We start from the raw sequence: 26668 nt of genomic DNA on the forward strand, positions 1-26668 counted from the left end.
GTCAGGGCGTTCCCACGGGAGCGTCCCAGGCGCGGGCCCGCGAGCAGCGATTAGCGTAGTCGGCATGCCTGATGAACCACAGCCGGGGCCGGACGACGACTTCCAGGAGATGCTGCGCAAGCTGCTCTCCGGCGAGGGCCAGATCGACCCGTCGCAGCTCGCCGGTGCCGCGGGCCTGCCGAACGACCCGGCCTTCGTGGCCAACCTGATGAGCCAGCTCCAGCGGGCGGCGCAGTCGGGCGGGGACGGCATCGACTTCTCCGTGACCGCCGAGCGCGCGACGGCGATCGCCCGCGACGGCGCACACCCCGTCGACCCCGCGACGAGCCAGGCGGCGACGCAGGCGTTCCAGGTCGCGGCACTCTGGCTCGACGAGGTCACCGACGTCCCCGAGCTGACCGCCACCCCGAGCCTCTACACGCGCGAGCAGTGGGCGCGGGCGACGGCCCCGGTGTGGACGCAGATCGCCGGCCCGGTGGCGACGAGCATCGCGAACGCGCTCACCGAGGCGATCGAGCAGCGCGCCCCGGAGGAGCTCAAGGCGATGCTCGGCGACGTCTCGAAGGCGATGCGCGGCGTCGGCGGCGCGCTCTTCGCGATCCAGCTCGGCCAGGTCGTCGGCCAGCTGTCGAAGGAGGTCGTCTCCGGTGGCGACGTCGGCGTGCCGCTCCTCGACGAGCAGGTCGCGGCGCTCCTGCCGCAGAACGTGGCGGAGTTCGCCGAGGGCCTCGACGTCCCCGAGGACGAGGTCCGCATCTACCTGGCGGTCCGGGAGCTCGCACACGCGCGGCTCTTCCGGTCGGCCCGCTGGCTGCGACTGCACATCATCTCGTCGATCACCGACTACGCGAAGGGGATCCACATCCCGTTCGACCGCGTCGAGGAGCTCGCCGCGGACATCGACCCGACCGACCAGGAGCAGCTCCGCGACGCTCTCGCGTCCGGCGCCCTGATCCCGCCGCGGACCCCCGAGCAGGACGCCGCGCTCGCCCGGCTCGAGACGATGCTGGCGCTCGTGGAGGGCTGGGTCGACACCGTGACCGCGGCCGCGACCGAGCGGCTGCCGAAGTCCGACGCGATCGCCGAGATGGTCCGCCGACGCCGTGCGGCGGGCGGGCCGGCCGAGTCCGCGTTCGCGACGCTCGTCGGCCTCGAGCTCCGTCCGCGGCGCCTCCGTGAGGCCGCGGCGATGTGGCAGCGGGTCTCCGACGAGCTCGGCGCCGAGGCACGCGACGCCCTGTGGGCACACTTCGACGCCGTCCCGACCTCGGAGGACATCGACTCGCCGGACGCGCTCGTGCTCCGGCTGCGGAACCCCGGACGCTCCGCCGAGGACGACGAGTTCGACCGTGCGCTCGAGGACCTGCTCAACGACGCCACGGGGGAACGTCCGCACGAGGACGAGCAGGGCCGCGTCGACGAGGACCCGGACGGCGGCCGGCAGGACTAGTTCTCCACAGATCGCCCGAGCGCTCCCCGACCGCACCCGACGTGCGGGACGGTGGGGGCATGGGCATCCGCATCGACCCGACGCTCGAGTTCGTCTGGCGGGACCCGGCGACCGTGCAGCTCGGCGTCGACCCGCCGCGCGCGGTGGTGCCCGTGCCGACCACGGCAGAGGAGCGGTTCCTCTGCGGGCTGCGCCAGGAGACCGGTCGGGACGCCCTCGGCGCGCTGGCCGCAGCCGTGAGATGTCCACCGGCCGTGGCGGCCGCCGTCCTCGCCGCGGCCGCGCCGACCGTCGTCGAGCCGCTTGCGCCCCCGGGGTCGCTCGTGCACGTGCACGGCGCCGGTCCGGTGGCCGACGCCGTCGCCGGACAGCTCTCCGGCGAGCCAGGCGTGACGGTGACCCGGACGGCGGGGGCGACGACCGTCCCGTCCGCGTCGGGCACCGCAGCCGGCGCGTCGACCGCCCGGTCCGCGTCAGTCACCGCAGCCGGCGCGTCGACCGCCCTGTCCGCGGCAGGCGAGCCGGTCGAGCCGTCGTTCGCGGTGGTCGTCGCCGACCACGTGGTGGACCCGGCGCTGCGGGCAGCGTGGAGTCGTCGGGACGTGCCGCACCTGGCCCTCGTCGTCGGGGACGGTGCCGTGCACGTCGGACCGGTCGTCGACCTCGCGGGGGCGGGGCGGGGACCGGGCTCGATCGCCGGGCTCGCGGGGGCGGTGCCGGGCGCGGCTCCAGGACCGGGTCCGACCGCCGTGCCCGCGGGGCCGTGCCTGCAGTGCCTCGAGTACGCCCGGGTCGACGCGGATCCCGCCTGGCCGGCGATCGCCGCGCAGGTGTGGGGTCGGCCCGCTGCCTCGCTCGGCGCCTGGCGGACCGCCGCGGTGGCATCGGCCGCCGTCGGCCTGGTGCTCTCCTGGCTGCCGAGCGGGACGACGGTGCGCGACCGCCGCGGCACCGACGAGGAACTCGTCTTCGACCGCGCCGACCTGCGCGTCAGCCGCCGACCGGTGCGCCCCCATCCACGATGTTCCTGTCGAGGGCTGCCAGGAACCGACTCGGCGCACGGCCCCCGGCACGCGACGACCCCTGCCGCGACCAGGTGACCGTCACCGACCGCCGCGCGCGGGTGAGCCCCACGTAGAACAGCCGGCGCTCCTCGTCGACCTCGGCGTCCGTGGTCGCGTGCGAGATGGGCAGGAGTCCCTCCGCCACGCCGGCGATCACGACGTGGGGCCATTCGAGCCCCTTCGACGAGTGCAGGGTGGCGAGGGTGACGGCGTCGAGCTCCGGTTCGTGGTGCGTCGCGGCCCGGTCGACGAGGTCCTGCGTGAACTGCTGCATGGTCGTGCCCGCCGCGGCGTCCTCGGCGAGCGCCATGATCGCCTGTAGCGCCTCCCACTGCTCCCGCACCGCGCCGGTCCCCTCCGGCGGTGTCGGGGTCCATCCGCTGACCTGCAGCACGAGGCCGACCCGCCGCGTGAGTTCGTCATCGGTCTGCCGGACGGCCTCGCCACGCATGTGGTGCACCGCGAGCTTGACCTCGGGCCGGTCGAAGAACCGCGTCCCGCCCTGCACCCGGTACGGGATACCGGCGCGTCCGAGTGCCGACTCGATGGCGGCGGACTGCGCACCGACGCGGAAGAGCACCGCGACGTCGCCGTGGGACGCGTGGTTCGCCGGGTCGGCGACGATCGCCGCGACGGTCCTGGCGATGGTCTGTGCCTCGTCGCCGTCGTGCGCGCACGCGAGGACGGTCGGCTCCGGTCCGGGCGACGGGTCCTGGGCGACCAGGTCGAGCGCGCCGGGCTGCCCGCGCATGAGCGTGTTCGCGGCGTGCACGACCTCGCGCGTCGAACGGTAGTTGCGCTCGAGGCGGAGGACCGATCCCCGCGGGAACTCCGCACCGAAGCCGAGCAGGTACCGACTCGACGCCCCGGCGAACGAGTAGATCGTCTGGCTCGCGTCGCCGACCACGCAGACGTCGTCACGGCCGCCGAGCCAGGCGCGGAGCAGGTCGTGCTGCACCGGGGAGACGTCCTGGTACTCGTCGACCACGAAGAACCGGTACTGCTGCCGGACGTACGAGGCGACGCGCGGCTCGGACTCGATCATGCCGAGCGTGGCGAGCAGGACGTCCTCGAAGTCGAGCTGGCGCCGGTCGTCCTTGAGCTGCTCGTACGCCTTCATGAGGTCGACCACCCGCCTCGGGGTGGTGTCGCGCGGCATCACCCGGTCCGCTGCGGCCGCCTCGTACTCCTCGAGCGTGAGCATCTGGACCTTGCGCCACTCGACCTCGGCGGCGAGGTCGCGCAGGACCGGGGTGTCGACGTACAGCCCGACGGTGTCCGCCGCGTGCGCGATCACCCGACCCTTCGACTCGACGATGCGCGGTGCGTGTCCGCCGACGGTGTCGGGCCAGAAGTAGCTGAGCTGTGCCATGGCCGCCGCGTGGAAGGTCCGCGCCTGCACCGTCCCCGCGCCGAGCGCGCGCAGCCGCGACCGGAGCTCTCCCGCCGCCCGCGTGGTGAACGTCAGCGCGAGGACGTGGTTCGGCGAGTACGTCCCGGTGGCGACGCCGTAGGCGATGCGGTGGGTGATGGCGCGCGTCTTGCCGGTCCCGGCACCCGCGAGCACGGCGACGGGACCGAGCAGCGTGCGCGCGACCGTCCGCTGCTCGGCGTCGAGCGCGGCGAGCAGCTGCTCGGGCGACGGCGGCGGGACGGCCGGGACCGCACCCGGGCGCCCCGGGGTCACGGCAGCACCGAGATCACGACAGCACCATGGTCACGGCACCACCACGGTCACGGCCGCGGTCACGGCGGCCGTGGTCACGACGGCCGCGGCCACGACGGCCGTGGTCACGACGGCCACGGTCACGGCAGGTCCAGCGGCTCGCCGTACCACTCCTCGATGATCGCGCGGGCGATGGAGGTCCGGCCGGGCAGGAGCAGGGTATCGCCGGCGCGCTCGCGGACCTCGTCGCGCGAGAACCACCGCACGTCGAGGATCTCGACGCCGTCGGGGCGGGCGGTCGTGGGGTCACCGTCGACGGCGCGTGCCCGGAAGCCGAGCATGAGCGATGCCGGGAACGGCCAGGGCTGGCTGCCGAGGTACTCGGGCTCCTCGACGCGGACACCGGACTCCTCCCAGACCTCGCGGCGGACGGCGTCCTCGAGCGACTCCCCCGGTTCGACGAACCCGGCGAGCAACGAGTACCGGTCGGCGTCCCACGCGGCGTTCGAGCCGAGCAGGATCCGGTCGTCGGCGTCGGTCACCCCGACGATGATCGCGGCGTCGGTCCGCGGGAAGTGCTCGTGTCCCTCGGGGTCGCGCCGGACCCAGCCGCCGGTGACCACGTCGGTGGCCGACCCGGTGCGGGGCGAGAACCCGTGCACGGCGTGCCAGTTCGCCATCGCGACAGCCTCGACCGCGAGGCCCTGGTCGCGGGCGGACAGCTCGGTGCCGAACATCCGGAGGCTCTGCCAGGCGTCCTCGTCGGGTTCGATGGCGTCGGCGGTGGCGCTGTCGACGAAAGCGGCGGCGAACCGTGTGCCCGCGGGCGCGTCCGGCGCGTCGGCGATCGCCCTGCCGAGGTACAGCGTCACCGTGCCGTCGGGGACCTCGGCGGCGGTCACGAACCGGAGCGTGCCGTCGGCGTTCCGCAGCATCTCGGCTCCGCGGAGCGGCAGGTACCGCGTCTCCGGGTCGTCGCGGAGAACGCGCTCGAGGTCCGAGGTGGTCCGGAACTCCGCATCGCGGTCGAGTTCGTTGCGGGACAGCGGCAGTCTGGCGGCGAACTCGACGGTCACGGCGGAGGGCTCCTCGGTGTTCAGGTGCGGCGGTTGTGTCCGGTGCGGCGGTGCTGTCCGGTGTCGGCAGCGGCGCCGGTGTGGCAGCGGTGCTGCGGTGTCGCGATCGTGTCGCGGAGCGGGACCGCCCCGGCGAGCGCACCGCGCCCGGGCCAGCGTGGCGTGCCCGGTTGGCGTGGACGCGGACCTACCCTGATGGGCATGGCGGGATCCCAGTTCACTCTAGCCGCGTTGGCGACGACGGCCGTGCCCGGGCTCGTCGTCACCGGGACGCGCACGCTCGGCTCGGCCGCGTCCGGGGACTACGAGTCGGCGGTGCTGCGCGACGCCGACGGCGACGTGCTGGCGATCCGCCGGCCGCGCAACCAGCGCGCCGAGGCGCGACAGTCGGCCGACCTCGTGGCGATCCGTGCGCTGAGCGCCGGGATCCGCACGCGCCTCCCGTTCGCCGTGGCCGAGTACCGCGGTCAGGCGCCGATCGGCTCGACGCGCGCCATCGTCACCACCTACGTGCCGGGCGCGCACCCCGCGCTCCGTGACCTCGCCGAGCGGCCGGAGCTGGCCACGAGCGTCGGCCGGGCCGTCGCGGCCGTGCACCAGCTGCCGACGAGCTTCGTGACGGACGCGGGCCTGCCCTCGCTCACACCGTTCGAGGTCCTGCGCTCCGCGGTGTCGGTCATGGACCGCGCGGTCGCGACGAAGCTCGTGCCGGCCGCGCTCAAGGAGCGTTGGGAGGGTGCGGCCCGCGACCAGCAGCTCTGGCAGTTCACGCCGACGGTCGTGCACGGCGCGTTCGGGACGGATGCGCTCCTCGTCGAGCGCGATGCGGTCACCGGGGTGCTCGGCTGGGGTGAGCTCCGGCTCGGCGACCCGGCGAAGGACCTCGCCTGGGTGCTCGCGGGGCGGCGGGACGGCTTCGAGACCGTGCTGAGCGCCTACGAGGCGAACGGCGGCGCCCGGGACCGCCAACTCGCGCAGCGCGCCCGGGTGTACCACGAGCTGGAGACCGCGCAGTGGCTGCTGCACGGGGTCCAGGCGAAGAGCACCGAGGTCGTCGACGACGCGGTCGCGATGATGCACCGCCTGGTCGACGCGGTGCACGCGCCGAGCGCGGCGCCGCTGCAGTCGGTGTCCCCCGAGACGATGGAGATCGGCGAGGTCGAGCAGCTGCTGTCGTCGACGGAACATCGACACGGCTGACGCGACCCGCTGACGGCCTGGAGGCACGGTGCGGGCCCGTCCCGCGCCTCCCGTCCGATGCCCCACCGACCGGGTGCGGAGCGCACTGACCCTGCGCAGACCGCGCGCCCGTCGTCGCAGGTCGGCGCCTGCGGCGTCAGCCGATCGCGTCGCGCCAGGCCTGCTCGAGCGCGACACGGTCGAGGAGCTCGGTCGGCCGGACCTCGAGGTCGTCGGCCACGAAGTAGAACACCGCGTCGACCTCGTCGACCGGCCGCCCGGTGAACTCCGCGTACGCCACCCGGTACAGGGCGAGCTGCAGCTGCCGCTGCTCCAGGTCGCGCGCGCCGGTCGGTGCCTTGCCCGTCTTCCAGTCGACCACCTCGGCGCGCCCGTCGATCTCGTACACGGCGTCGAGCTTGCACACGATGCTGTGCCCGAGGAACGGGATGTGGATCTCGCGCTCGACCTCGACCGGCGTCAGCGCTGCCCACCGGGACCGCGCGAAGGTCTCCTGGAACGCGGCGAGGCGCCGGGCGTCGTCGTCCGTGACGGCGGCGTCCACCGACGCGTCACGGAGGTCGTCGGCGTCGAGGTCGGCCTCCCCGTCCCACAGGTCGAGGGTCTCGAGACCGCCGCCGCTCCGCGCCCGCTGCTCGACCCACTGGTGGAAGAGCGTGCCGAGCCGCGTCGCCCGGTACGGCCGCTCCGGCATCGGCCGCCGGAGTCGCTCGGCGACCCGGTCCGGTTCCGCGAGGTAGTCCTTGAAGCCCGACGCCGGCACCCGGTGCGGCACCACCACGGCGTGCCGAGCACTCCGGATGGCGGCACGTTCGGCGAGGAGCAGGTCGATGTCCGCGGCGAACCGTCCGGCCGCAGCCGGGTTCGCGTTCCGGACCCGCTCGGCCGCCGCGTGCACCCGCGCGGCACGCCTGCCGAACGGTTCGTGCGGCCAGGACTGCGAGGCACCGGACTCGCCGAGCGGGTCCGACTCGTGCACGGAGGCCTCCGGCACGGCGTCCGGGGGGACGACCCCGGCGTCGACGAGGTCGGACAGGTAGCGGCTCGGCGCCGTCGGCTGCACCCCGCCCGACCAGAACGACCCGGAGACGAGCAGGTCGTGGCGGGCCCGGGTCAGGGCGACGTAGGTGAGCCGGCGTTCCTCGTCCTCGTTCCGCGCCTTGACGGCGTCCTTGAACACGTCGATCGCGTCGCGGACCTCCTGCTGCGTCTGGCGTCCGCGCCACGCCAACCGCGGGAGCTCCTCGGCGTCGCCGCGGAACTCGTACGGCAGCCGGCCGAACCCGATCCAGCCGGACGACCCCTCCTGGGGGCGTGCCGGCAGCGCGCCCTCGACCATGCGCGGCACGGCGACCGCGTCCCACTCCAGGCCCTTCGACCCGTGGATCGTGAGGATCTGCACCGTCCCGGCCTCGGGCTCCTCCGAGCGCGGACCCATGTCGTCCCGACGGGCGGCGGCGACGATCCAGCCGAGGAACGATCCGAGGTCGGCACGGTCGTCGGTGGCGACGAACCCGGCGAGCTCGTCGAGGAACGCGTCGAGGAACGTCTGGCTGCCCTGCTCGTGCGCGGCCACCTCGACGTCGAGCCGCATCTCCTGCACGACGAGCGTGACGAAGTCGACGAGGTCCCCGCGCGCACGGGTCCGCAGCGACTGCAACTGGGTGCCGAGCGCGCGCATCCGGCTTCGCCCCTCTGTGGAGATCCGCGCGAGTGCCCCGTGCTCGTCGGGCGCGGTGGCCACGAAGTCGAGGGCGTCGACGACCGAACCGTGCTCGCCCGCGGCCACCGAGGCGCGGAACGCCGCGGTGAGGTCGTCGTCGAGCCGCTGGTGGCCGTGGTCGCGGCCGAACAGCCACTTCGCCAGGTCGTGCAAGGCGGCGATGTCAGCGGCACCGATCCGCCACCGGGCCCCGGCGAGCAGTCGGATGAGGTCGTTGCCGGCGGCCGGGTCGTGCAGCACGCGGAGGCACGCCACGAGGTCGACGATCTCCGGACGCCGCAGGAGGCCGCCGGTCCCGAGGACGTGGTACGGCACGGCCAGGTCGGCCAGCGCCGACGTGAACGCTGCCAGGTCCTTGCGGGCCCGGAGCAGCAGGGCCATCGAGCCCTTCGGGTCCCGCTGCCGGTGCTCCCGGAACCAGGCGGCGACCGCGGCCGCCTCGTCCGCCAGGGTCTCGGTGAAGACCGCCTCGACCGTCCCGGCGTCCGCACCGGGCCGGGGTGCGAGCCGCTCGACCCGGACCTCGGAGGCCTCGGACAGCGGGGCGACCACGGCGTTCGCGGCCGCGAGGACGTCGACCGGGTTCCGCCAGCTCGTCGAGAGCGGGTAGGTCACGGGGCCGGTCTCCGCCGGTGTCGTCGACTCCGGTGGCGTCGCTCCGGGGGCGGTCCCGGCGGCCGTGGTCGTGCCGAAGTCGCGCGGGAAGCGTCCGAGGTTCGCCGCGCTCGCTCCCCGGAAGCCGTAGATCGACTGGTGCGGATCGCCGACCGCCATCACCGGGTGCCCGCGGAAGAGCCGTGCCAGGAACCGCGTCTGCACGACGGACGTGTCCTGGTACTCGTCGAGCAGCACCACGCCGTAGCGGTTCCGGAGGTCCTCGACCACGCGCGGCGCCGACTCGGCCGCGGCGAGCGCCAGGGCGATCTGGTCGGAGAACTCGACGAACCCCCGGTCGATCTTCTGTCGACGGAAGCGTTCGACGAGGTCGGCGAGCGGCTCGAGCGACCCCACCGCCGCCACGGCCTTCACGACGTCGGCGTACGGCTTGCCCCGGTTGCCCGGCAGCTCGAGCACGCCGGCGAACTCGACGGCGAAGCGGCGCAGCTGATCGGGTTCGACGAGGTGCTCGGAGGCGGCACCGGCGAGCGCGACGACCGCCGCGGTGATCGTGTCGACGTCGCGGTCGAGTCCGGCCAAGCGGTCGTCCCGGGCGTCGACGACGACGCGGCGGGCGAGCTGCCAGGCCGAGGGCTCCGTGAGGACCTGTGACTCGCCGTCGCGTCCGACCAGCAGGGCGTTCTCGCGGAAGACGGCGTTGGCGAAGGCGTTGTAGGTCGACACCGTCGGGGCCTCGAACGCGTCGCCGGGCGTGATCAGGCCGACGTCCTCGAGCGCACGGATGCGGTCGTTGATCCGCACCGAGAGCTCGCCGGCGGCCTTGCGGGTGAAGGTCAGGCCGAGGACCTCGTCGGGGCGGACCATGCCGTTGGCGAGGAGCCACACCACGCGGGAGGCCATCGTCTCGGTCTTGCCGCTGCCGGCACCGGCGACCACGAGCGCGGGGGCGAGCGGCGACTCGATGACGGCACGCTGCTGGGCCGTCGGGCGCGGCCGGCCCAGGGCGTCCGCGATCTCGTCGGCACTCCGGAGCGCGGCGGTCGGCTCCAGCACGCCGGCCGGCGACGTACTGGCCTGGTCTGTGCTGGTGTGGTCTGGGCTGGTGTGGTCTGGGCTGGTGTGGTCTGGGCTGGTGTGGTCTGGGCTGGTGTGGTCTGGGCTGGTGCGGTCTGTGCTGGTGTGGTCTGGGCTGGTGCGGTCTGTGCTGGTGTGGTCCGGGCTGGTGCGGTCTGGGCTCACCAGGTCACCTCCCCCACGACGTGTATCCGGCACTCGACGCCGGTCCTCGCCTTGTCGCAGTGGTCGTCGACGTTCGCGAGGAACGTCCGACCCGCCATGCCGCGCGCCACGTGGTGGAGCCGGTCCCGGTAGGCCGCACGGGCATCGGGGTCGAAGGCCTGCTGCGTCCGCTCGGAGTACGCGTGGCCGCCGCGCGCGTTCTGCACGAACACCAGGCGGGCGTCGGTCATCGGGGCGCCCGCCGGGATGCCCTCGACCGCGCCGTCCTCGACCGCGAGCTGGTACGCGCCGAGCTGCGGGTGGTCCGGCATGTCGTTCTTCTCGCTCGGCATGCTGCGCCCGGTCTTCAGGTCGACGACGCTGATCCTGCCCTCGGGATCGACCTCGATCCGGTCGATGCTGCCCCGCACGCGCGCCGGTCCGGTCATCAGCGCGAACGAGGTCTCGGCCCCGAACAGCCGACGGCCCGCTCCGGCGAAGGTGCGCAGGTAGTCGCTGAGCCCCTCGATCATGCGGCGGGTCCGGGCACGCTCGCGGTCCGCGACCCAGGGCGACTCGAAGGACAGCTCGTCCCACCGCGACTCGACGTGGGCCCAGAGCGACTCGACGTCGACGCTCGTGGCGTGCTCCATGGCGTCGTGGACGATCGTGCCGATGCCCATCGCCGGGCTCGGGGCCCCACCACCGAACGTCTGGACGAACCAGTGCACCGGGCACTCCTCGAACGTCCCGATCCGGGACGGCGAGACCGACACCGTCGGTGCCACGACCGGCCCGCCCTCGTACTCGGGTGCGGGTTCGGCGTCGAGGTCGACGAGCGGCGTCTCGGTGGTCGGCTCGGCGAGCCCGTACCAGTCGTCGGGCGAGGCGCCCGGCACCTCGGCCTCGGCCAGGCGGGCGAGGGCGGACGCGGCCTCGTGGTCGCCGGTCGTCACCACCCGTCGGCGGAGGGAGCCGGCCAGCCCACGGAGCGACAGCGGGTGGACGGTGGGCGCCCGGTCGGGAGGCGTCGGGACGAGCCGCACGAAGGGCGACGGCGCCTCGTCGTCGTTCGCCACCGTGCCGATGACGACCTGCGTGGTCGCGCGGGACACGGCGCGGGCGAACAGCCGCAGCTCGTCGGCGATGACGGCCGCTCGGTCGTCGACCGGTGACCGCTCCTCCCCCGTCGCCGCGCGCACCAGGCCGTCCGGGTCGAGCAGGCTGCCGCGCACGCGGGTGTTCGGCCACACGCCGTCCTGCAGTCCGAGCACGACGACGACGTCGCACTCGAGCCCGATGGTCGCCGAGGGCGTCAGCACGCGCACCCGACCTGCGGTCCGGTCCGGTCCGATGGAGTCCTCGGGCAGGTCGGCGCCGAGCAGGTCGTCGACGAACACCCGCGCCGGCGCGTCCGGGGTGCGCTCGACGAATCGCTTGGCCGCGGTGAACAGGCCGACGACCGCGTCCAGGTGCCGGTCGGCCTCGCCCGCGCCGACGCCGCCCGCCTCGGACTGCGCGCGCCACGCGGGGCCGAGCCCGCTGCGGTCCCAGAGCCCCCAGAGGATCTCCTCGATGCTCGCTCCGGCGTCGGCGTCCGACCGGGCCTGCACGAGGCTCCGGGCCAGCCGGGTCGCGCGACGGGCGAACCCGGCGTCGATGGTCGCGAGCCGCTCCGGTGCGCCGAGCGCCTCCACGAGCAGCTCGTCGGCGGACCGGTGGCCACCGCCGGCGAGTTCCTCCTGTCGCAGCGCGAGTCGGAGCCGACGCATCGCGAGGGTGTCGAGCCCGCCGAGCGGTCCGGTCGCGAAGGCCGTGGCGAGGTCGGCGTCGAGGGGCGTGATCCCGAGCGCGACGGCCGCGGCGTCGAGCAGCGCCCGGGTCGCGCCGTCGTCGCGCACCCGCACCGGTGCCGCACCGGCGGTGGCGGGGACCTCGGCGACGCTCAGCGCGCGGACGAGCTCGGGGATCGCCGCCCCGCTCCGGGTGACGACCACCATCCGGTGCCACGGCACCCCGTCGAGCAACCGGTGCTCGCGCAGCCGCCGTGCGACGGCGACGACGAGGGCGGCCCGGCTCGCGCCCTCGATGTGGACGACCGAGTCGGGTCGCGCGCCAGCCGTGCTCGCCGAGGCGGTGCGCTGCCGTCCGGCGGCGGCGGCACCGATCCGCGCGGTGATGCCGGCGACCAGGGCACGCACCGGTGCCGGGTGGCGGTGGACGGTGCCGAGCACGATCTGCTCGACGTCGTCGACGCCGAGCCGTGGCCCGAGCCGTCCGAGCACGTCCGGGACGGCGCCGCGGAACGCCGAGGCCGCGATGTCCGGGTCGCCGAACGCGACCACCTGGACGCCCGAGCGTGCCAGTGCGCCGAGCAGGGCGATCTCGCCCTCGACGAGTTCCTGCGCGTCGTCGACGAGGACCGTGCGGAGGGCGGCGACCGCGGGCGGGAGCTCCCCGCGGAGGACGGCCGCCGTGGCGTAGGCGACGAGTTCGGCCGCGTCGAGGCTCGTCTCGCGGAAGGCGGTGAGCGCGGCGCGGTACCCGTCGACGAAGTCGCCGACGGCTCGCCACTCGGGGTGTCCGGTGTCGTCGCCGAGCTCGCGCATGTCGTCGGGCTCGATGCCGGCGGCGACGGCCCGCATCATGACGTCGCGCAGGGCGGTGCGGAACCCGGCGCGCTCCCGCACGACGGCGGTGATCGGCTCCGGCCAGTCCGGTCCGGTGCCGTCGGCTTCGTGCCCGGCGAGCAGGTCGGCGATGATGCGGTCCTGCTCACCGCCGGTCAGGAGCGTCGGGGCGTCCTGGCCCTGCGCGGCGGCGGCGTGGCCGACGATCTGGAAGGCCAAGGAGTTGACGGTCCGTGCGAGTGCACCCGGCACGACACGACCGACCGCGGCGGCGAGGCGGTCGCGCAGCGCGGTCGCCGCCGACCGGGACGAGGTCAGTGCGAGCACGGTGGTGTGCCCGTCGACCGAGATCGCCCCAGGGGCTGCGGCACGGGCGGCGACGAACCGCGCGAGCGTCGTGGTCTTGCCGGCGCCCGGGGCGCCGATGACCGCAGCGTGGCGTCCGGGCGGCAGGGCGAGCACCGCGGCCTGGCCGGGATCGGGCGACAGCGCGCGCGCCGGACCGCTGTCGGCGGGGGCGGGCACGAGCGAGGTCGAGGGCACGCTCGTACGGTACCGAGCACGACCGACACGACCGGTCCGCCCACGCTGTGCGCCCGCGGCGAACGTCCGGAGCAGCCCGGGACGGCCCCGCTACGCTGTGCTCGTGGACATCAAGATCGGCATCATGAACAGCCCGCGAGAGATCGCGTTCGAGAGCGCGCAGACCGCTGACCAGATCGAGCAGGCGGTGTCGGAGGCCCTCACGGCGAAGGCCACGCACCTCTCGCTCCAGGACGAGAAGGGCCGTCGGTTCATCGTGCCGGTCGCCTCGCTCGCCTACGTCGAGGTCGGCGCCGAGGAGTCGCGCCGCATCGGCTTCGTCGCCTGAGGTGGAGCTCCTCTTCGCCGTCCTCGGCGGGATCATCCTGGGCGCCGTCGCCCACGTGGTCCTGCCGTGGCGCGGCACCCGCGGCGTCCTGCTCGGCCCCGTGGTCGGCGGCGTGGCCGCAGCCGTCCTGTGGGAGGTGCTGACGTGGGCCGGCTGGCGCTACGACGCGACCTGGATCTGGGTGGTGTCCCTCGTCGGCTCGGGCGTGGTCGCGCTCGTGGTCGAGTGGGTGCTCGGCCGACGCCGTGAGCGCGCCGACGCCAGCTACTACGAGCAGGTCAAGGCCCGCGGGGCCTGAGTCTTCCCTGCTCGACAGCCAAGGCCCGCGGGGCCTGAGTCGTCCCTGCTCGACAGAGGGGACCTCCCCCGCTCGACAGCGGGAGCGGCCTCGCGGAACGTCAGGCGGTCAGGCCGAGCGCGTCCATCCGCCGGCTGTGCGCCGCGATGAGCTCCGTCCACACCGGCTCGAGCCGCGACTGGTCCTCACGCGCGTGCGACGCCAGCGCGGAGCGTGCGACGAGCAGGGTGTCGCCGACGAGTCGCCGTCCCCACATCGCCAGGCGTGACCCCACGCGCGGGTCGTCGGAGATGTGCGCCGTGAGCTCCTCGACGACGGCCGGCTCCTCACGCGCGTCGAACACCGTGCGGAGCCGCTGCCGGACGTCGATCGGGAGCGACCGCAGCAGGTTGTCGAACAGGTCGTTGAGGATGCCCGCGGTGACGTAGCCCGTGAGCATCGACTCGTACCAGTCCGCGCCGCTCGTCCGCTCGAGGAACCGGTCGATCGCCTGCCGGTGCGGTGCCATGAGCTCGGCCGGGTCCTGCCCGATGCGCTCGATCTCCGCCACGATCGTGCGGTGCCGCTCGAGCGCGGTGGTCGCGAGGACGCCCGTGACGAGTCGTCCGGACAGGGTCGGCGCCGCAGCCCCGGCGCGCCCCATGGTCTCGTACATCGACAGCTGGAGGTAGGCGGCCTGGCCGAGGTAGACGTCCAGCTCGGGGCTGACGTCGTCGAGCTGCAGCCGTTCGCCGGACCCGTTCCTGGGGTTGCGCGACGCCAGCCACGCCGCAGCGAGCCGCGCCGCGCGCTTCCGGTTCCACCAAGACACCACGGCAGCAGCATAGGGGGCGACCGCCTGGGCAACGGCTGCGTCGGTGGCACCGGTAGACTGGCCGGGACTTCCACCAGGACCAAGGTGATTCTTTGACTTTCGCAGAACTCTCCATCGAGCAGGACATCGTCGACGCGCTCGCGACGAAGGGCATCACCGAGCCCTTCCCGATCCAGCAGCAGACGATCCCGCTCGCCCTCACCGGCCAGGACATCATCGGCCAGGCCAAGACCGGCACCGGCAAGACCTTCGGCTTCGGCCTGCCCCTCGTGCAGCGTCTCGGCGCTGCCCCGGAACCGGGCGTCAAGGCGCTCGTCGTGGTGCCCACCCGCGAGCTCGCGGTGCAGGTGACCGAGGACCTCGAGCTCGCCACGTCCAACCGTCCGACGACGGTCGTGTCGATCTACGGCGGCAAGGCGTACGAGGGCCAGATCGAGCAGCTCAAGGCGGGCGCACAGATCGTCGTCGGCACCCCGGGTCGCCTCATCGACCTGCAGCGCCAGCGACTGCTCGACCTCTCCCACGTGCAGGAGGTCGTGCTCGACGAGGCCGACCGCATGCTCGACCTGGGCTTCCTCTCGGACATCGAGCGCATCTTCCAGGCCGTGCCGGCCGTCCGCCACACGATGCTGTTCTCGGCGACGATGCCCGCGCCGATCGTCGCGCTCGCCCGTCGCTTCATGTCCCGCCCGGTCCACATCCGCGCGACGGACCCGGACGAAGGCCTGACGCAGGCCAACATCAAGCACGTCATCTACCGCGCGCACTCGCTCGACAAGGACGAGGTGATCGCCCGCATCCTCCAGGCCGAGGGCCGCGGCAAGACGGTCATCTTCACCCGGACGAAGCGCGCGGCCGCCAAGCTGGTCGAGGAGCTGAAGGACCGCGGCTTCAACGCCGCAGCCGTCCACGGCGACCTCAACCAGGAGCAGCGCGAGCGCGCGATGGCCGCGTTCAAGGCGGGCAAGCGCGACGTGCTCATCGCGACCGACGTCGCCGCGCGCGGCATCGACGTCGACGACGTCACGCACGTCATCAACCACACGATCCCCGACGACCCCGACACCTACCTGCACCGTGCTGGCCGCACCGGCCGAGCGGGCAAGACCGGCATCGCGGTGACGTTCGTCGACTGGGACGACCTGCACAAGTGGACGCTGATCGACAAGGCCCTCCAGTTCGGCATCCCCGAGCCGGTCGAGACCTACTCGTCGTCGCCGCACCTCTTCACCGACCTCGACATCCCGGCGGGCACGAAGGGTCGCTTGCCCGGCGCCTCGGCACACGCGGCGTCCGCCGGCGGTCCCGCCGAGAAGTCCTCGGGCGACCGACAGCGCAGCAGCTCGCGTCCGCCGCGGAGCCGGACCCGGTCCGGTTCCCGCTCGGGAGGCACGGGGCAGTCCGCCACGCAGGCCCCGGCCGACGGCGCAGCGGCTCCGCAGGCCGCGGCCACCGAGGGCGGGTCGGCCGACGGTTCCACGGACGGCGCCGCCAAGCGTCGGCGTCGCCGCCGACGTCGCGGAGCCGGCGGCGGGTCGTCCGAGGCGACCGCCTCGGCGCCGCAGGGGTCGTCGGACGGCGAGTAGCGCCTCCAGACCGAAGGGTCCGTCGCTGACGCGACGGACCCTTCGTCGTCCGTGCCGGCCGGCGGTCAGGTGAGGGCGGAGCCGGCGCCCACGACCGGTTCGGTGCCGGTCGCGCCGGCGACGATCGCGTCGAACGCGACGCGCTCGGTGCGGTGCTCCCCCAGGCGGTTCGGCTTGCCCGTGCCGTGGTAGTCGCTCGACCCGGTGACGAACAGCCCGTAGCGGCCCGCCCACTCGAGCAGCGTGTGCTTGCCGTGGGCCTGGTTCTCGCGGTGGTCGACCTCGAGTCCGCCGAGTCCGGCGTCGACGAGTTCCCGGAGGGCCGGTTCGTCGATCACGATGCCGCGGGAGGAGGCCGCGGGGTGCGCGATCACGGGGACGCCGCCGGCGCCTCGGATGAGTTCGACCCCGCGCAGGGGCGACGGCGCGTCGTGCGGTTCGTAGTACCCGGACGCCGGGTGCAGGATGCCGCGGAACGCCGCGCTGCGGTCCGGTTCGAGGTCGAGGGCGACGAGGGCGTCGGCGATGTGCGGGCGGCCGATCGTGGCGCCCTCGCTCGCGTGGTCGAGCACGTCGTCCCAGGTGAGCGGGTAGTCGGCCCCGATCCGGTCGACCATGCGGCGGGCGCGGGAACGACGTCCCTCGCGGATCCTCGCCGTCTCCGCCACGAGCGCCGCGTCCGTCGGGTCGACGAGGTAGCCGAGCACGTGGACGCTGCGGTACCCGACGCGGGTGCTCAGCTCGAGTCCCGGCAGGAGCGTGAGCGGCAGCTCGCGGGCGGCCGCGATCGCCTCGTCCCAGCCGGCGGTCGTGTCGTGGTCGGTCAGCGCCACGCCGTCGAGGCCCGCGTCCGCCGCCGCGTGCAGGAGCTCGGCGGGCCGCTCGGTACCGTCGGACACGCTCGAGTGCGTGTGCAGGTCGATGAACGGATCGGGCACGTTCCCAATCGTATCCACAGGTCGGTGGGCGTCCAGGCCACGGACGACCGGACGGTGCGAGGATGGGGGCATGGCCGACACCACTCCCCGCGCGACGAGCAACCGTTCCACGACCCCCGGCTCCTCGACCTTCAAGGACTACATCGGGTCGCAGTGGGCCGAACGGGAGCGCCCGCTGCCCGAGCCCCGTGAGCAGGCGCCGTACGCCGCGGCGCGACGGGCCCGGATCTCCGAACTCCACCCGGGCCGCACGATCGTCGTCCCGGCCGGCCAGGCCAAGGTCCGGTCGAACGACTGCGACTACCCGTTCCGCCCGCACTCCACCTTCGCCCACCTCACCGGCTGGGGCACCGACACCGTCGTCGGCTCCGTCCTCGTGATGACCCCCACCGCGACCGGACACGACGCCACCCTCTACTTCCGTGCGACGGCGGGGCGCGACTCCGAGGAGTTCTACGCCAACCCGGAGATCGGCGAGTTCTGGGTCGGGCCGCGGCCGTCCCTGGACGAGGTCGCCGCCGACCTCGGCCTCGCGACGGCCGACCTCGGCGAGCTCGACGCCGTGCTCGCCGACCTCGACCCGACGGTGCTCCTCGTGCGCGAGGCCGACACCGAGTTGACGCGGTCGCTCGACGAGCGGCTCGGCAGCACGGTCGGCGGCGCCCCGGAGCAGGACGGCGCGCCCGCGACCGACGACGTGCTCGCGCGCGACCTCTCGGAGCTCCGGCTCGTCAAGGACGAGTACGAGGTGCACGAGCTCCGCAAGGCCGTCGCGGCCACGGGCTCCGGGTTCGACGACGTCATCGCCGATTTCGGCGCCGTGCTCGACCACCCCCGTGGCGAGCGCATCGTCGAGGGCACCTTCAACCGCCGGGCACGCGCCGACGGCAACACGGTCGGCTACGACACCATCGCGGCGTCCGGCCACCACGCCTGCATCCTGCACTGGACCCGGAACGACGGCGCCGTGCAGCCCGGCGACCTCATCCTCATCGACGCGGGTGTCGAGGTCGACTCGTTCTACACCGCCGACATCACGCGCACGCTGCCGGTCAGCGGCACGTTCACCGACGTGCAGCGGATGGTCTACGAAGCAGTCCTCGAAGCCGCCGACGCCGCGTTCGCGATCGTAAAGCCGGGCATCACCTTCCGGCAGGTGCACGCGACGGCAATGGATGTCATCGCCCGCAAGACCGCCGAGTGGGGCTTCCTGCCCGGCACCGCGGAGGAGTCGCTGCAGCAGGACAACCAGTTCCACCGCCGCTACATGGTGCACGGGACGAGCCACCACCTCGGCCTCGACGTGCACGACTGCGCCAAGGCCCGCCGCGAGATGTACATCGACGGGGTCGTGCAGGCCGGAATGGTGTTCACCATCGAGCCCGGGCTGTACTTCCAGCAGGACGACCTGACCGTGCCCGAGGAGTTCCGGGGCATCGGCGTCCGGATCGAGGACGACATCCTGGTGACCGAGGACGGCGCGGAGAACCTGTCGGTCGGCATCCCGCGGACCCCCTCGGAAGTGGAGGGGTGGATCGCCCGGTCCGGCCGCTAGCCTGAGCGGGTGACCACGCCCGACACCACGCCGACGGACGACCTCTCGATCGAGGTCGAGCACTTCGACTCCCCCGACGCGCAGCGGCTCCGTGCCGCCCAGCGTCTGGAGATCGACCGCGCGTACGGGCAGGACACCGAGCCCGGCGAGAAGCCGACGGCCGACTCGATCGCGGTGTTCTTCCTCGCGCGGGACGCCGACGGCACGCCACTCGGGTGCGGCGGGCTGCGGATCGTGCAGGACGGGATCACCGAGATCAAGCGGATGTACGTGCGGCCCGAGTCGCGCGGGGCCGGGGTGTCGACCGCGATCCTCCGCCGCCTCGAGGAAGCCGCGCTCGACCTCGGTTCACCGGCGCTCGTACTCGAGACCGGGACCGAGCAGAAGCCGGCGATCGGGTTCTACGAGCGCGAGGGCTTCAGCCGCATCGCGAACTTCGGTCCGTACGTGGGCGCCGAGCTCTCCGTCTGCTACTCGAAGGTGCTGTAGCGCCCGTCCGTTCTTCCCGCGCGCTTCCCGCTCGCGGCTCGGGGTTCCGAAATTCTGGAACCTCGCGCCACCAACCCGCCGCTCCGTGGAACCTCGGCGTACGACGGGCGGTGAGTCGTGGAACCTCGGCCGGCCCGCTCGCCGCCCAGGCTCAGCGCTCGGCACCGGCGTCCCGATTCGGCTCGGGGTTCCGAATTTATGCAACCTCGCGCCACCAACCCGCCGCTCCGTGGAACCTCGGCGTACGACGGGCGGTGAGTCGTGGAACCTCGGGCGGCCCGCTCGCCGTCCAGGGTCAACGGTCCGGGTCGCGCGTCCGACGTCCGACGTCCGACGTGGGGCATCCGGCGCCAGAAGTCCGGCGTGACGGGTCAGGCGCGGTCGCTGCTGCCAGTCGGACGGTCCTCGTCGGACGTCGGACGCTCCTCGCCTGAGGTCGTCGGCGCCGACGATGGAGCCGAGGTGGGCGTAACCCGCTCGCCGTACTGCGGCGGCTGGTCGGGGCGGGCAGCGGACTCGGACGGGGCGCCGGTGGTCCCTGCGGGGGCCTCGTACCGGGGGCCGTCGTTCGTCCCGTAGCGCGGCGGACCAGCCGGGGCATTCGACGGTCCGGCCTGCGCGGCACCGGCACCCGCACCGGACGGCACCTCGCCGTAGCGGGGCCCCTCGTTCGTGCCGTAGCGCGGCGCTCCCGCCTGCGGAGCGGAGGCCGACGTGCCGGGCTGCTGCGTGCCTCCCGGCTGCTGGTGGGGCGTCGCGTGCCCGCCGTACGGCGACTGCTGCTGGCGCGGCTCGGGCCGCCACGGCTCCTGCCGGGGCATCGGGGCGCCCTGGGACGGCGACGGCGAGTTCCAGTGCGTCGAGGGCGTCGCGCCGAACTGTCCGAGGATCTTCTGCGCCTGCCCGGTGAGCTGCGGGTCGACGATGATCTGGTAGTTCGTGGCGAGGACCTGGTGGACGCTCGTGAAGTCGCGCTGCCGCTTGGTGATCGCGAACGAGACGATGCCGTAGAGCATGCCGAACGCCGCGCCGATGATCGCGGCGGCGAGGATGAGACCGCCGGCGCTCGGCGAGAAGAGCGTGAGGACGATGCCGAAGAAGATGCCGAGCCAGAGGCCGGACAGGGCGCCCGCGATGGCGGCGCGACCGTACGTCATCTTGCCGGTGACGCGTTCGACGGTCTTCAGGTCGTTGCCGACGATGGAGATCTTCGCCACCGGGAAGTCCGCCTCGGCGAGCTTCGCCACGGCACGCTGGGCCTCGGGGTAGCTGTCGTAGGTGCCGAGGACGTCACCGCGCGGCAGCGTCGGGAAGGCCTGGGCAGTTCGTCCGCCGAAGGGGCTCTGATTGCTCACCCAGCCATCATCCACCGGGCACCTTGCGATCGCACGTGCACTCTCAGGGAAGCCGCCCACCCCGCGCGGCGACGCCCAGCGAGCGACCGACTACGCTGGACGGGTGAGCGCCACGAAGGTCTTCGTCGCCCGCCTCGCCGGGTGCTCCGTCTTCGACCCCGCGGGCGACCGCGTCGGCCGGGTCCGGGACGTCCTGGTCGTCTACCGACGGGTCGACTCCCCGCGCGTGGTCGGGCTCATCGTCGAGGTACCCGGCAAGCGCCGCATCTTCGTCTCGATCGGCCGCATCACGTCGATCGGTGCCGGCCAGGTCATCACGACCGGCCTCGTGAACATGCGCCGCTTCGAGCAGCGCGGGGGCGAGGTCCGGGTGATCGCCGAGATGCTCGGTCGCAAGGTGCTCATCAAGAACCAGCGGATCCGCGCCACCATCGAGGACGTCGCGATCGAGGACCGCGGGCAGGGCGACTGGGAGGTCTCGCAACTCTTCCTCCGCAAGCCGAAGACGACGCCGTCCCCGTTCGGCAAGGGCCCGACGACCTTCGCGACGTGGAACGAGGTCACCGAGGACGAACTCCCGGGCGAGGCGCAGTCCGCCGAGCACGTCATCGCCGCGTACTCCGACCTGCTGCCGGCCGACCTCGCGTCGACGCTGCTCGACCTGCCCGAGGAGCGCCGGTTCGAGGTGGCCGAGGAGCTCCCCGACGACCGCCTCGCCGACGTGCTCGAGGAGATGCCCGACCAGGAGCGCATCGAGATCCTCAGCCGGCTCGAGGACGCCCGGGCCGCCGACGTCCTCGACCAGATGCAGCCGGACGACGCCGCCGACGTGCTCGCGCAGTTCCCGGACGACCGGAGCGAGGCCCTCCTCGAGCTCATGGAGCCGGAGGAGGCGCAGGACGTCCGAATGCTCCTGGAGTACGAGCCGGACACGGCCGGTGGTCTCATGACGACCGAGCCGGTGATCGTCTCGGCCGACGCGACCGTGGCCGAGGGGCTCGCGCTCGTCCGCCGCCACGAGCTCGCCCCGGCGCTCGGCGCGAGCGTGTGCGTCGTGCTGCCGCCCTACGAGCCGCCCACGGGCCGGTTCCTCGGGCTCGTGCACTTCCAGCGCATGCTCCGCTACCCGCCGAACGAGCGCCTCGGCACGCTCATCGACCAGCAGACCGAACCGGTCCGGGTCGACGCGAGCGCGGCTGAGGTCACCCGGATCATGGCGACCTACAACCTCCTGTCCGTCCCCGTGGTCGACGACGCCCACCGACTCGTCGGGGTGGTGACGATCGACGACGTCCTCGACCACGTCCTGCCGGACGACTGGCGAAGTCAGGGTGAGGGAGAACCCTCACCCCTGCCTCGCCAACGCCCACGCAAGACGCCCGTGACCACGGGAAGGAGGACCACCAGTGGCCCGAACGGATGACACCCGCCAGGAGCGACTCGACTCCCCGAAGGGCATGCGCACCCGTGTGCTGCCGACCCGTCGTCGCGGTCGCGGGGACACCTTCGGACGTGCGACCGAGGGCATCGCGCGGGCGATGGGGACTCCCTGGTTCCTCGTCGGCCTGACGCTGTTCTGCGGCGTGTGGATGGTCTACAACTCGACCGCTCCACAGGCGTGGCGGTTCGACTCCGCTGCGATCGGCTTCACCGCCCTCACCCTGATCCTGTCGCTCCAAGCCTCGTACGCCGCCCCGCTGATCCTGCTCGCGCAGAACCGGCAGGACGACCGCGACCGCGTCCAGTTCGAACAGGATCGGCAGCGTGCGGAGCGCAACCTCGCCGACACCGAGTACCTCGCCCGTGAGGTCGTAGCCCTCCGCCTGGCGATGCGGGACATGGCGTCGAAGGACTTCATCCGCGCCGAGCTCCGCGCCCTCCTCGAGGAGCTCGATCGGCGTGACGCGGACGACGCCGGCTTCGCCGACGAACCGAGCAGCGCCACACGTGGCTGAGGACGCCGACCAGTCCCTCGGCACCGCCGTCCTCGCTGCGCTCGGGCGCGTCGTCGACCCGGAGATCCGTCGGCCCGTCACGGAGCTCGACATGATCCGTGGGGTCGACGTCCAGCCAGGAGGCGCGGTGCGCGTCGACCTGCAGCTGACGATCACAGGGTGCCCGGCCGCCGACACGATCGAGCGCGACGTCCGCGCGGCCGCCGGTTCCGTCGACGGCGTCACCGCCGTCGACGTCGACGTCTCGGTCATGTCGCCCGCCACGCGCGCCGCGCTCACGGAGCGGCTCCGCGCCGGGCGCCCGCGGGGCGTGCAGTTCACGGCAGACTCGCTGACCCGGGTCATCGCCGTGACGAGCGGCAAGGGCGGCGTCGGCAAGTCGACCGTCACCGCGAACCTGGCCGTCGCGCTCGCGGCCCGCGGGCAGCGGGTGGGTGTCGTCGACGTCGACGTCCACGGGTTCAGCATCCCCGGGCTGATGGGCCTCACGGACGCGGCGGGCGTCGCACCCCGCCCGACCCGGGTCGACAGCATGATCCTGCCGCCGGTCGCCCACGACGTGAAGGTCGTCTCGATCGGCATGTTCGTCGACGACGTCTCCACGGCGGTGTCCTGGCGCGGGCCGATGCTCCACCGCACGGTGTCGCAGTTCCTCACGGACGTGTTCTTCGGCGACCTCGACGTGCTGCTCCTCGACCTCCCGCCCGGCACCGGTGACGTGGCGATCTCGGTCGGCCAGCTGCTCCCGCACGCGGAGGTCCTGGTCGTGACAACCCCGCAGGCCGCAGCGGCCGACGTGGCCGAACGGAGCGGGATCGTCGCTCGGCAGACCGGCCAGCGGGTGATCGGCGTCGTCGAGAACATGGCGGGGCTCGTGCAGCCGGACGGGTCGGTGCTGCACCTGTTCGGCGAGGGCGGCGGCGCCGAGACAGCGGCCCGGCTCTCCCGCGGGCAGGACACGCCGGTCCCGGTGCTCGGCAGCGTGCCGCTCTCGGTGCCGTTGCGCGAGGGCGGGGACGCCGGGGTACCGGTGGTGCTCGGCGCGCCGGAGGACCCGGCTGCGGTGGCGCTCGGCGCGATCGCGGACCGGGTGACGACGATGGGGCGTGGGCTCGCCGGTCGGAAGCTCGGGCTGTCGCTGTCCTGAGGCGTTCCGGGGTCGCCGCCGCTGCCGCGCGGGCGCTGCCCTAGGGTCGAGTGCATGAGCACTGATCACGTCAGCGTCGACTGGGAGCAGGCCCGCGACACGAACCGCGCGAACTGGGACGACCGCGTGCCCATCCACGAGGGCGCCTACGAGATCGACGCGCTGCACGATCCGGCACTCCGGTCGGGGGTGGTCCGCGACGACCTCCCGGTCCTGCGGCGCTGGGTCCCCGGCGGCACGCTCGACGGACTCGACGTCTGCCACCTACAGTGCCACATCGGCACCGACACCGTGTCCCTGGCCCGAGAGGGCGCGCGGCTCACCGGTGTCGACTTCTCCCCCGCGGCGCTCGACTCCGCCCGGGGACTCGCCGACCGCCTGGGACTCGACGTCACCTGGGTCGAGACGGACGTCCTCGATGCCCGCGCCGCCGTCACCGGCGACTTCGATGTCGTCTACACGAGCATCGGGACGATCTGCTGGCTGGACGACCTCGACCGGTGGGCGGCACAGGTCGCGGCGCTCCTCCGGCCGGGTGGGGTGTTCTTCATCCGGGACGGCCATCCCGCGCTGTACGCGCTGGACGAGGAGGCCGACGAACTCGTCAGCAGGTACCGCTACTTCGCCGACGGCACGGCGCAGCAGTGGGAAGACGCTGGCACGTACGCGGGAGACGGAGAGGTCGCGCACACGCGGACGTACGAGTGGCCGCACCCGCTGTCCGAGGTCGTGAACGCCCTCCTCGGGGCCGGTCTCCGGCTGCGGTCCCTGAACGAGGGCCGAACGCTGCCGTGGCGGTTCAGCCCACGGATGGAGGAGACCGGCGACGGCAACTTCGCCTGGCCCGGTGCGGATCGGGACCGCGTGCCGACGACCTTCACGATCGTCGCGACCCGGGACTGAACCCTCTGCCTGTACGTCCTTTCATGGACAGGTCGTTCCACCGAGGCGCAATATGCAGGGGTATTCCACAATGCTCCTGCGGAATCGGGTCCGCGGGGGTTCGACCCCGTCCGGCAACGTCGCCGGGCCGAGGACAGGAGGACCGTGTGACCAGCAGCACCAGCAGGATCAGTTGGACCAGGAACGGGATCGGACTCGTGGCGGTGGTCGCCGCGGCGCTGGCGGGCGGCACGTTCGCCGTCGCGCCGGCGGTGGCGGCCACCCCGGCGTGCGCGTCCGCGTGGAGCGCCGGCACCGCCTACACAGGCGGTGCCACGGTGAGCGAGAACGGCACGAACTACACCGCGAACTGGTGGACGCAGGGTGACGACCCGGCCACGCACTCGGGCGCGACGGGGAGCGGGCAGCCGTGGACCTCGACGGGCGCGTGCAGCGGGACGGCCTCGGGCGGCGGGACCGGCACCGGCGGAGGCACGGGGACCGGGTCGGGTACGGGCGGTTCCGGCGGCACCGCGAGCGGGCTGGTGTTCAGCCCGTACAAGGACGTCACGGTGAACCTCGACTGGAACACGAACGTCATGAACACGGCGGTCACCGGGACGCGCATCCCGGTCGTCGGCTCGTCGAACAGCCTGGTGTCGACGCGCGAACCGGGTCTCAAGGCGATCACCCTCGCCTTCGCGACCGGCACCTGCGGCAGCGAGAACTGGGGCGGGGTCGCCGCGGACGCGTTCGCGAGCGCGAACATCCCGAAGCTCGATGCAGCCGGGGTGGACTACATCGTGAGCACCGGCGGCGCGGCCGGCTCCTTCAAGTGTTCCGGCACGGCACTGCAGAGCTTCATCGCCCGCTACGCGACCCCGCACATGATCGGAGTCGACTTCGACATCGAGAGCGGACAGTCGGTCGCCGACGTGCAGAACCTCGTGAACGCGGCAGCGCTCGCGCAGTCGAAGTACCCCGGGATGCGGTTCTCGTTCACCCTCGCGACCCTCGCCGCGTCCGACGGTTCGTACGGCGGCCTGAACAGCACCGGTGACGCCGTGGTCAAGGCCATCAAGGCGTCGAGCCTGACGCACTACACGGTCAACCTCATGACGATGGACTTCGGACGGGCGACCGCCGCGAACTGCGTGCTCTCCGGGTCGACGTGCGAGATGGGGCAGTCCGCCATCCAGGCCGTCACGAACCTCGAGCACACCTACGGCATCGCGCCGTCGAAGATCGAGGTCACCCCGATGCTCGGTGTGAACGACGCCTCGGACGAGGTGTTCACCCTCGCCGACGTCGACACGCTGACGGCCTACGCGAAGGCGAACGGGCTCGCCGGCGTCCACACGTGGTCGCTCGACCGCGACACGCCCTGCTCGTCGTCGACGGCCATGGCGACGTGCAGCTCCGTGCCGAGCGCGCCGGCCCTCGCCTGGACGGACCGTTTCCTGGCCGACCTGCGCTGACCACCCGGGGGCACTGACCACCCGAGTGCACTGACCAGCCGTTCCGCTGGTAGGAGGCCGAATCGCTCGTAGGAAGCCGAATCGCTCGTCGGCAGCCGGAAGTTCCGGCTCGCTACGAGCGATTCGGCTTCCTACTGCAGGCGTGGTGGGTCGGAACGTCCGGGTTGACGGCGGGGGGCGTCGTGCGGGGGCGTTGCGACGTCCCCACCGACGGACGGGAGGCGCGGTGCCAGCTGGCACCGCGCCTCCCGTCCGTCAGTGAAGGCGGGGCGGACGCTAGGTCGCCTCGTTGTCGAACGGCGCGGCCTCGCCTGCGGCGAGGGGCACCACCGGTGCCGTTGCACGCACCTTCGACGCCGTGACCTGCGCGGTCGCGACCGACGACGCGCTCGTCCCGCTGTCGAGCAGGGCATCGCGGATGATCCGGCGCGGGTCGTACTGGCGGGGGTCGAGCTTCTGCCACTCGATGTCGTCGAACTCCGGGCCCATCTCGTCGCGCATCCGCTCCTTCGCGGTGTCGGCGAACCGACGGACGGCCTTGACGAACTCAGCGAGCTTCTGCGCGTACGCCGGCAGGCGCTGCGGCCCGAGGATCAGGACGCCGATGATCCCGATCACCAGGAACTTCTCGAAGCCGTCGAACACGGTACGAGCG

At 73.2% G+C, this 26668-nt stretch carries 21 protein-coding genes; 13 read left to right on the top strand and 8 right to left on the bottom strand.

What is annotated here, in order from left to right; all coding sequences use genetic code 11:
* The first annotated feature begins 64 nt into the window (after window positions 1-64).
* Together Csp2054_RS00145 and Csp2054_RS00150 are read left to right on the top strand one after the other, a co-directional pair.
* Complete coding sequence (locus Csp2054_RS00145; RefSeq protein WP_096897222.1) at window positions 65-1450, top strand: zinc-dependent metalloprotease; 1386 nt, start codon at window positions 65-67, stop codon at window positions 1448-1450.
* 59 nt (window positions 1451-1509) lie between these two features.
* The gene (locus tag Csp2054_RS00150) at window positions 1510-2550 is read left to right on the top strand and encodes a hypothetical protein (RefSeq protein ID WP_096897224.1); all 1041 of its coding nucleotides are present in this window, start codon (window positions 1510-1512) and stop codon (window positions 2548-2550) included.
* Here the strand turns inward: Csp2054_RS00150 and Csp2054_RS00155 are convergent.
* Together Csp2054_RS00155 and nudC are read right to left on the bottom strand one after the other, a co-directional pair.
* Window positions 2441-4201 (bottom strand): ATP-dependent helicase, encoded by a 1761-nt coding sequence (locus Csp2054_RS00155; protein ID WP_096897225.1) that lies wholly within the window; start codon window positions 4199-4201, stop codon window positions 2441-2443. The genes Csp2054_RS00150 and Csp2054_RS00155 overlap by 110 nt on opposite strands.
* A gap of 119 nt (window positions 4202-4320) precedes the next feature.
* Window positions 4321-5256 (bottom strand): NAD(+) diphosphatase, encoded by a 936-nt coding sequence (gene nudC / locus Csp2054_RS00160; RefSeq protein ID WP_096897227.1) that lies wholly within the window; start codon window positions 5254-5256, stop codon window positions 4321-4323.
* Window positions 5257-5457: 201 nt separating this feature from the next.
* Between nudC and Csp2054_RS00165 the strand changes: the two genes are divergently transcribed.
* The gene (locus Csp2054_RS00165) at window positions 5458-6456 is read left to right on the top strand and encodes a phosphotransferase (protein WP_096897611.1); all 999 of its coding nucleotides are present in this window, start codon (window positions 5458-5460) and stop codon (window positions 6454-6456) included.
* Between the two features lie 136 nt (window positions 6457-6592).
* Here the strand turns inward: Csp2054_RS00165 and Csp2054_RS00170 are convergent, their stop codons facing one another.
* Window positions 6593-9850, bottom strand: coding sequence for an ATP-dependent DNA helicase (locus Csp2054_RS00170; protein ID WP_176491474.1), 3258 nt, complete (start codon window positions 9848-9850; stop codon window positions 6593-6595).
* A 182-nt stretch (window positions 9851-10032) separates the two neighbouring features.
* A complete protein-coding gene (locus Csp2054_RS00175) occupies window positions 10033-13188 on the bottom strand; it encodes an ATP-dependent helicase (protein ID WP_096897229.1) in 3156 nt (1051 codons plus the stop codon).
* 103 nt (window positions 13189-13291) lie between these two features.
* On the opposite strand from Csp2054_RS00175, the gene Csp2054_RS00180 reads away from it, so the two are divergent.
* Both Csp2054_RS00180 and Csp2054_RS00185 read left to right on the top strand, forming a co-directional pair.
* On the top strand, window positions 13292-13516 hold the full coding sequence (locus Csp2054_RS00180) for a DUF3107 domain-containing protein (protein ID WP_058726247.1): 225 nt from the start codon (window positions 13292-13294) through the stop codon (window positions 13514-13516).
* A gap of 1 nt (window position 13517) precedes the next feature.
* Complete coding sequence (locus Csp2054_RS00185; protein WP_096897230.1) at window positions 13518-13814, top strand: hypothetical protein; 297 nt, start codon at window positions 13518-13520, stop codon at window positions 13812-13814.
* A 100-nt stretch (window positions 13815-13914) separates the two neighbouring features.
* Here the strand turns inward: Csp2054_RS00185 and Csp2054_RS00190 are convergent, their stop codons facing one another.
* Window positions 13915-14628 (bottom strand): ferritin-like fold-containing protein, encoded by a 714-nt coding sequence (locus tag Csp2054_RS00190; RefSeq protein ID WP_255252538.1) that lies wholly within the window; start codon window positions 14626-14628, stop codon window positions 13915-13917.
* A gap of 92 nt (window positions 14629-14720) precedes the next feature.
* Between Csp2054_RS00190 and Csp2054_RS00195 the strand changes: the two genes are divergently transcribed.
* Entirely contained in the window at window positions 14721-16214 is a 1494-nt protein-coding gene (locus Csp2054_RS00195; protein WP_096897232.1) for a DEAD/DEAH box helicase, read from the top strand.
* A gap of 65 nt (window positions 16215-16279) precedes the next feature.
* On the opposite strand, the gene Csp2054_RS00200 is transcribed toward Csp2054_RS00195, so the two are convergent.
* On the bottom strand, window positions 16280-17152 hold the full coding sequence (locus Csp2054_RS00200; RefSeq protein WP_096897234.1) for a PHP domain-containing protein: 873 nt from the start codon (window positions 17150-17152) through the stop codon (window positions 16280-16282).
* 70 nt (window positions 17153-17222) lie between these two features.
* Between Csp2054_RS00200 and Csp2054_RS00205 the strand changes: the two genes are divergently transcribed.
* Both Csp2054_RS00205 and Csp2054_RS00210 read left to right on the top strand, forming a co-directional pair.
* Complete coding sequence (locus tag Csp2054_RS00205) at window positions 17223-18707, top strand: aminopeptidase P family protein (RefSeq protein ID WP_096897235.1); 1485 nt, start codon at window positions 17223-17225, stop codon at window positions 18705-18707.
* Between the two features lie 9 nt (window positions 18708-18716).
* On the top strand, window positions 18717-19196 hold the full coding sequence (locus Csp2054_RS00210) for a GNAT family N-acetyltransferase (protein WP_096897237.1): 480 nt from the start codon (window positions 18717-18719) through the stop codon (window positions 19194-19196).
* Window positions 19197-19567: 371 nt separating this feature from the next.
* Here the strand turns inward: Csp2054_RS00210 and Csp2054_RS00215 are convergent, their stop codons facing one another.
* The gene (locus Csp2054_RS00215) at window positions 19568-20551 is read right to left on the bottom strand and encodes a general stress protein (RefSeq protein ID WP_176491475.1); all 984 of its coding nucleotides are present in this window, start codon (window positions 20549-20551) and stop codon (window positions 19568-19570) included.
* A gap of 103 nt (window positions 20552-20654) precedes the next feature.
* Between Csp2054_RS00215 and Csp2054_RS00220 the strand changes: the two genes are divergently transcribed.
* The 5 genes from Csp2054_RS00220 (at window position 20655) to Csp2054_RS18660 (ending at window position 26013) form a co-directional block, all read left to right on the top strand.
* The gene (locus Csp2054_RS00220; RefSeq protein ID WP_096897239.1) at window positions 20655-21974 is read left to right on the top strand and encodes a magnesium transporter MgtE N-terminal domain-containing protein; all 1320 of its coding nucleotides are present in this window, start codon (window positions 20655-20657) and stop codon (window positions 21972-21974) included.
* Between the two features lie 34 nt (window positions 21975-22008).
* On the top strand, window positions 22009-22506 hold the full coding sequence (locus Csp2054_RS00225; protein WP_096897614.1) for a DUF1003 domain-containing protein: 498 nt from the start codon (window positions 22009-22011) through the stop codon (window positions 22504-22506).
* On the top strand, window positions 22499-23653 hold the full coding sequence (locus tag Csp2054_RS00230) for a P-loop NTPase (RefSeq protein WP_096897241.1): 1155 nt from the start codon (window positions 22499-22501) through the stop codon (window positions 23651-23653). Before Csp2054_RS00225 ends, Csp2054_RS00230 begins: the two co-directional genes overlap by 8 nt.
* Window positions 23654-23707: 54 nt before the next feature.
* Complete coding sequence (locus Csp2054_RS00235) at window positions 23708-24556, top strand: class I SAM-dependent methyltransferase (protein ID WP_096897242.1); 849 nt, start codon at window positions 23708-23710, stop codon at window positions 24554-24556.
* A 146-nt stretch (window positions 24557-24702) separates the two neighbouring features.
* Window positions 24703-26013: a carbohydrate-binding protein gene (locus Csp2054_RS18660; protein WP_217990847.1), complete on the top strand. Its 1311-nt coding sequence runs from the start codon at window positions 24703-24705 to the stop codon at window positions 26011-26013.
* A gap of 276 nt (window positions 26014-26289) precedes the next feature.
* On the opposite strand, the gene Csp2054_RS00245 is transcribed toward Csp2054_RS18660, so the two are convergent.
* On the bottom strand, window positions 26290-26658 hold the full coding sequence (locus Csp2054_RS00245) for a twin-arginine translocase TatA/TatE family subunit (RefSeq protein ID WP_096897246.1): 369 nt from the start codon (window positions 26656-26658) through the stop codon (window positions 26290-26292).
* Window positions 26659-26668: the final 10 nt, after the last annotated feature.

Source organism: Curtobacterium sp. 'Ferrero', from assembly GCF_002412165.1.
GTDB lineage: Bacteria > Actinomycetota > Actinomycetes > Actinomycetales > Microbacteriaceae > Curtobacterium.

Excerpts from the sequence above, each read along its gene's own strand:
- Csp2054_RS00235 (WP_096897242.1), top strand. The coding sequence starts at position 23,708 with ATGAGCACTGATCACGTCAGCGTCGACTGGGAGCAGGCCCGCGACACG.
- Csp2054_RS00225 (WP_096897614.1), top strand. The coding sequence starts at position 22,009 with ATGCGCACCCGTGTGCTGCCGACCCGTCGTCGCGGTCGCGGGGACACC.
- Csp2054_RS00145 (WP_096897222.1), top strand. The coding sequence starts at position 65 with ATGCCTGATGAACCACAGCCGGGGCCGGACGACGACTTCCAGGAGATG.
- Csp2054_RS00205 (WP_096897235.1), top strand. The coding sequence starts at position 17,223 with ATGGCCGACACCACTCCCCGCGCGACGAGCAACCGTTCCACGACCCCC.
- Csp2054_RS00150 (WP_096897224.1), top strand. The coding sequence starts at position 1,510 with ATGGGCATCCGCATCGACCCGACGCTCGAGTTCGTCTGGCGGGACCCG.
- Csp2054_RS00165 (WP_096897611.1), top strand. The coding sequence starts at position 5,458 with ATGGCGGGATCCCAGTTCACTCTAGCCGCGTTGGCGACGACGGCCGTG.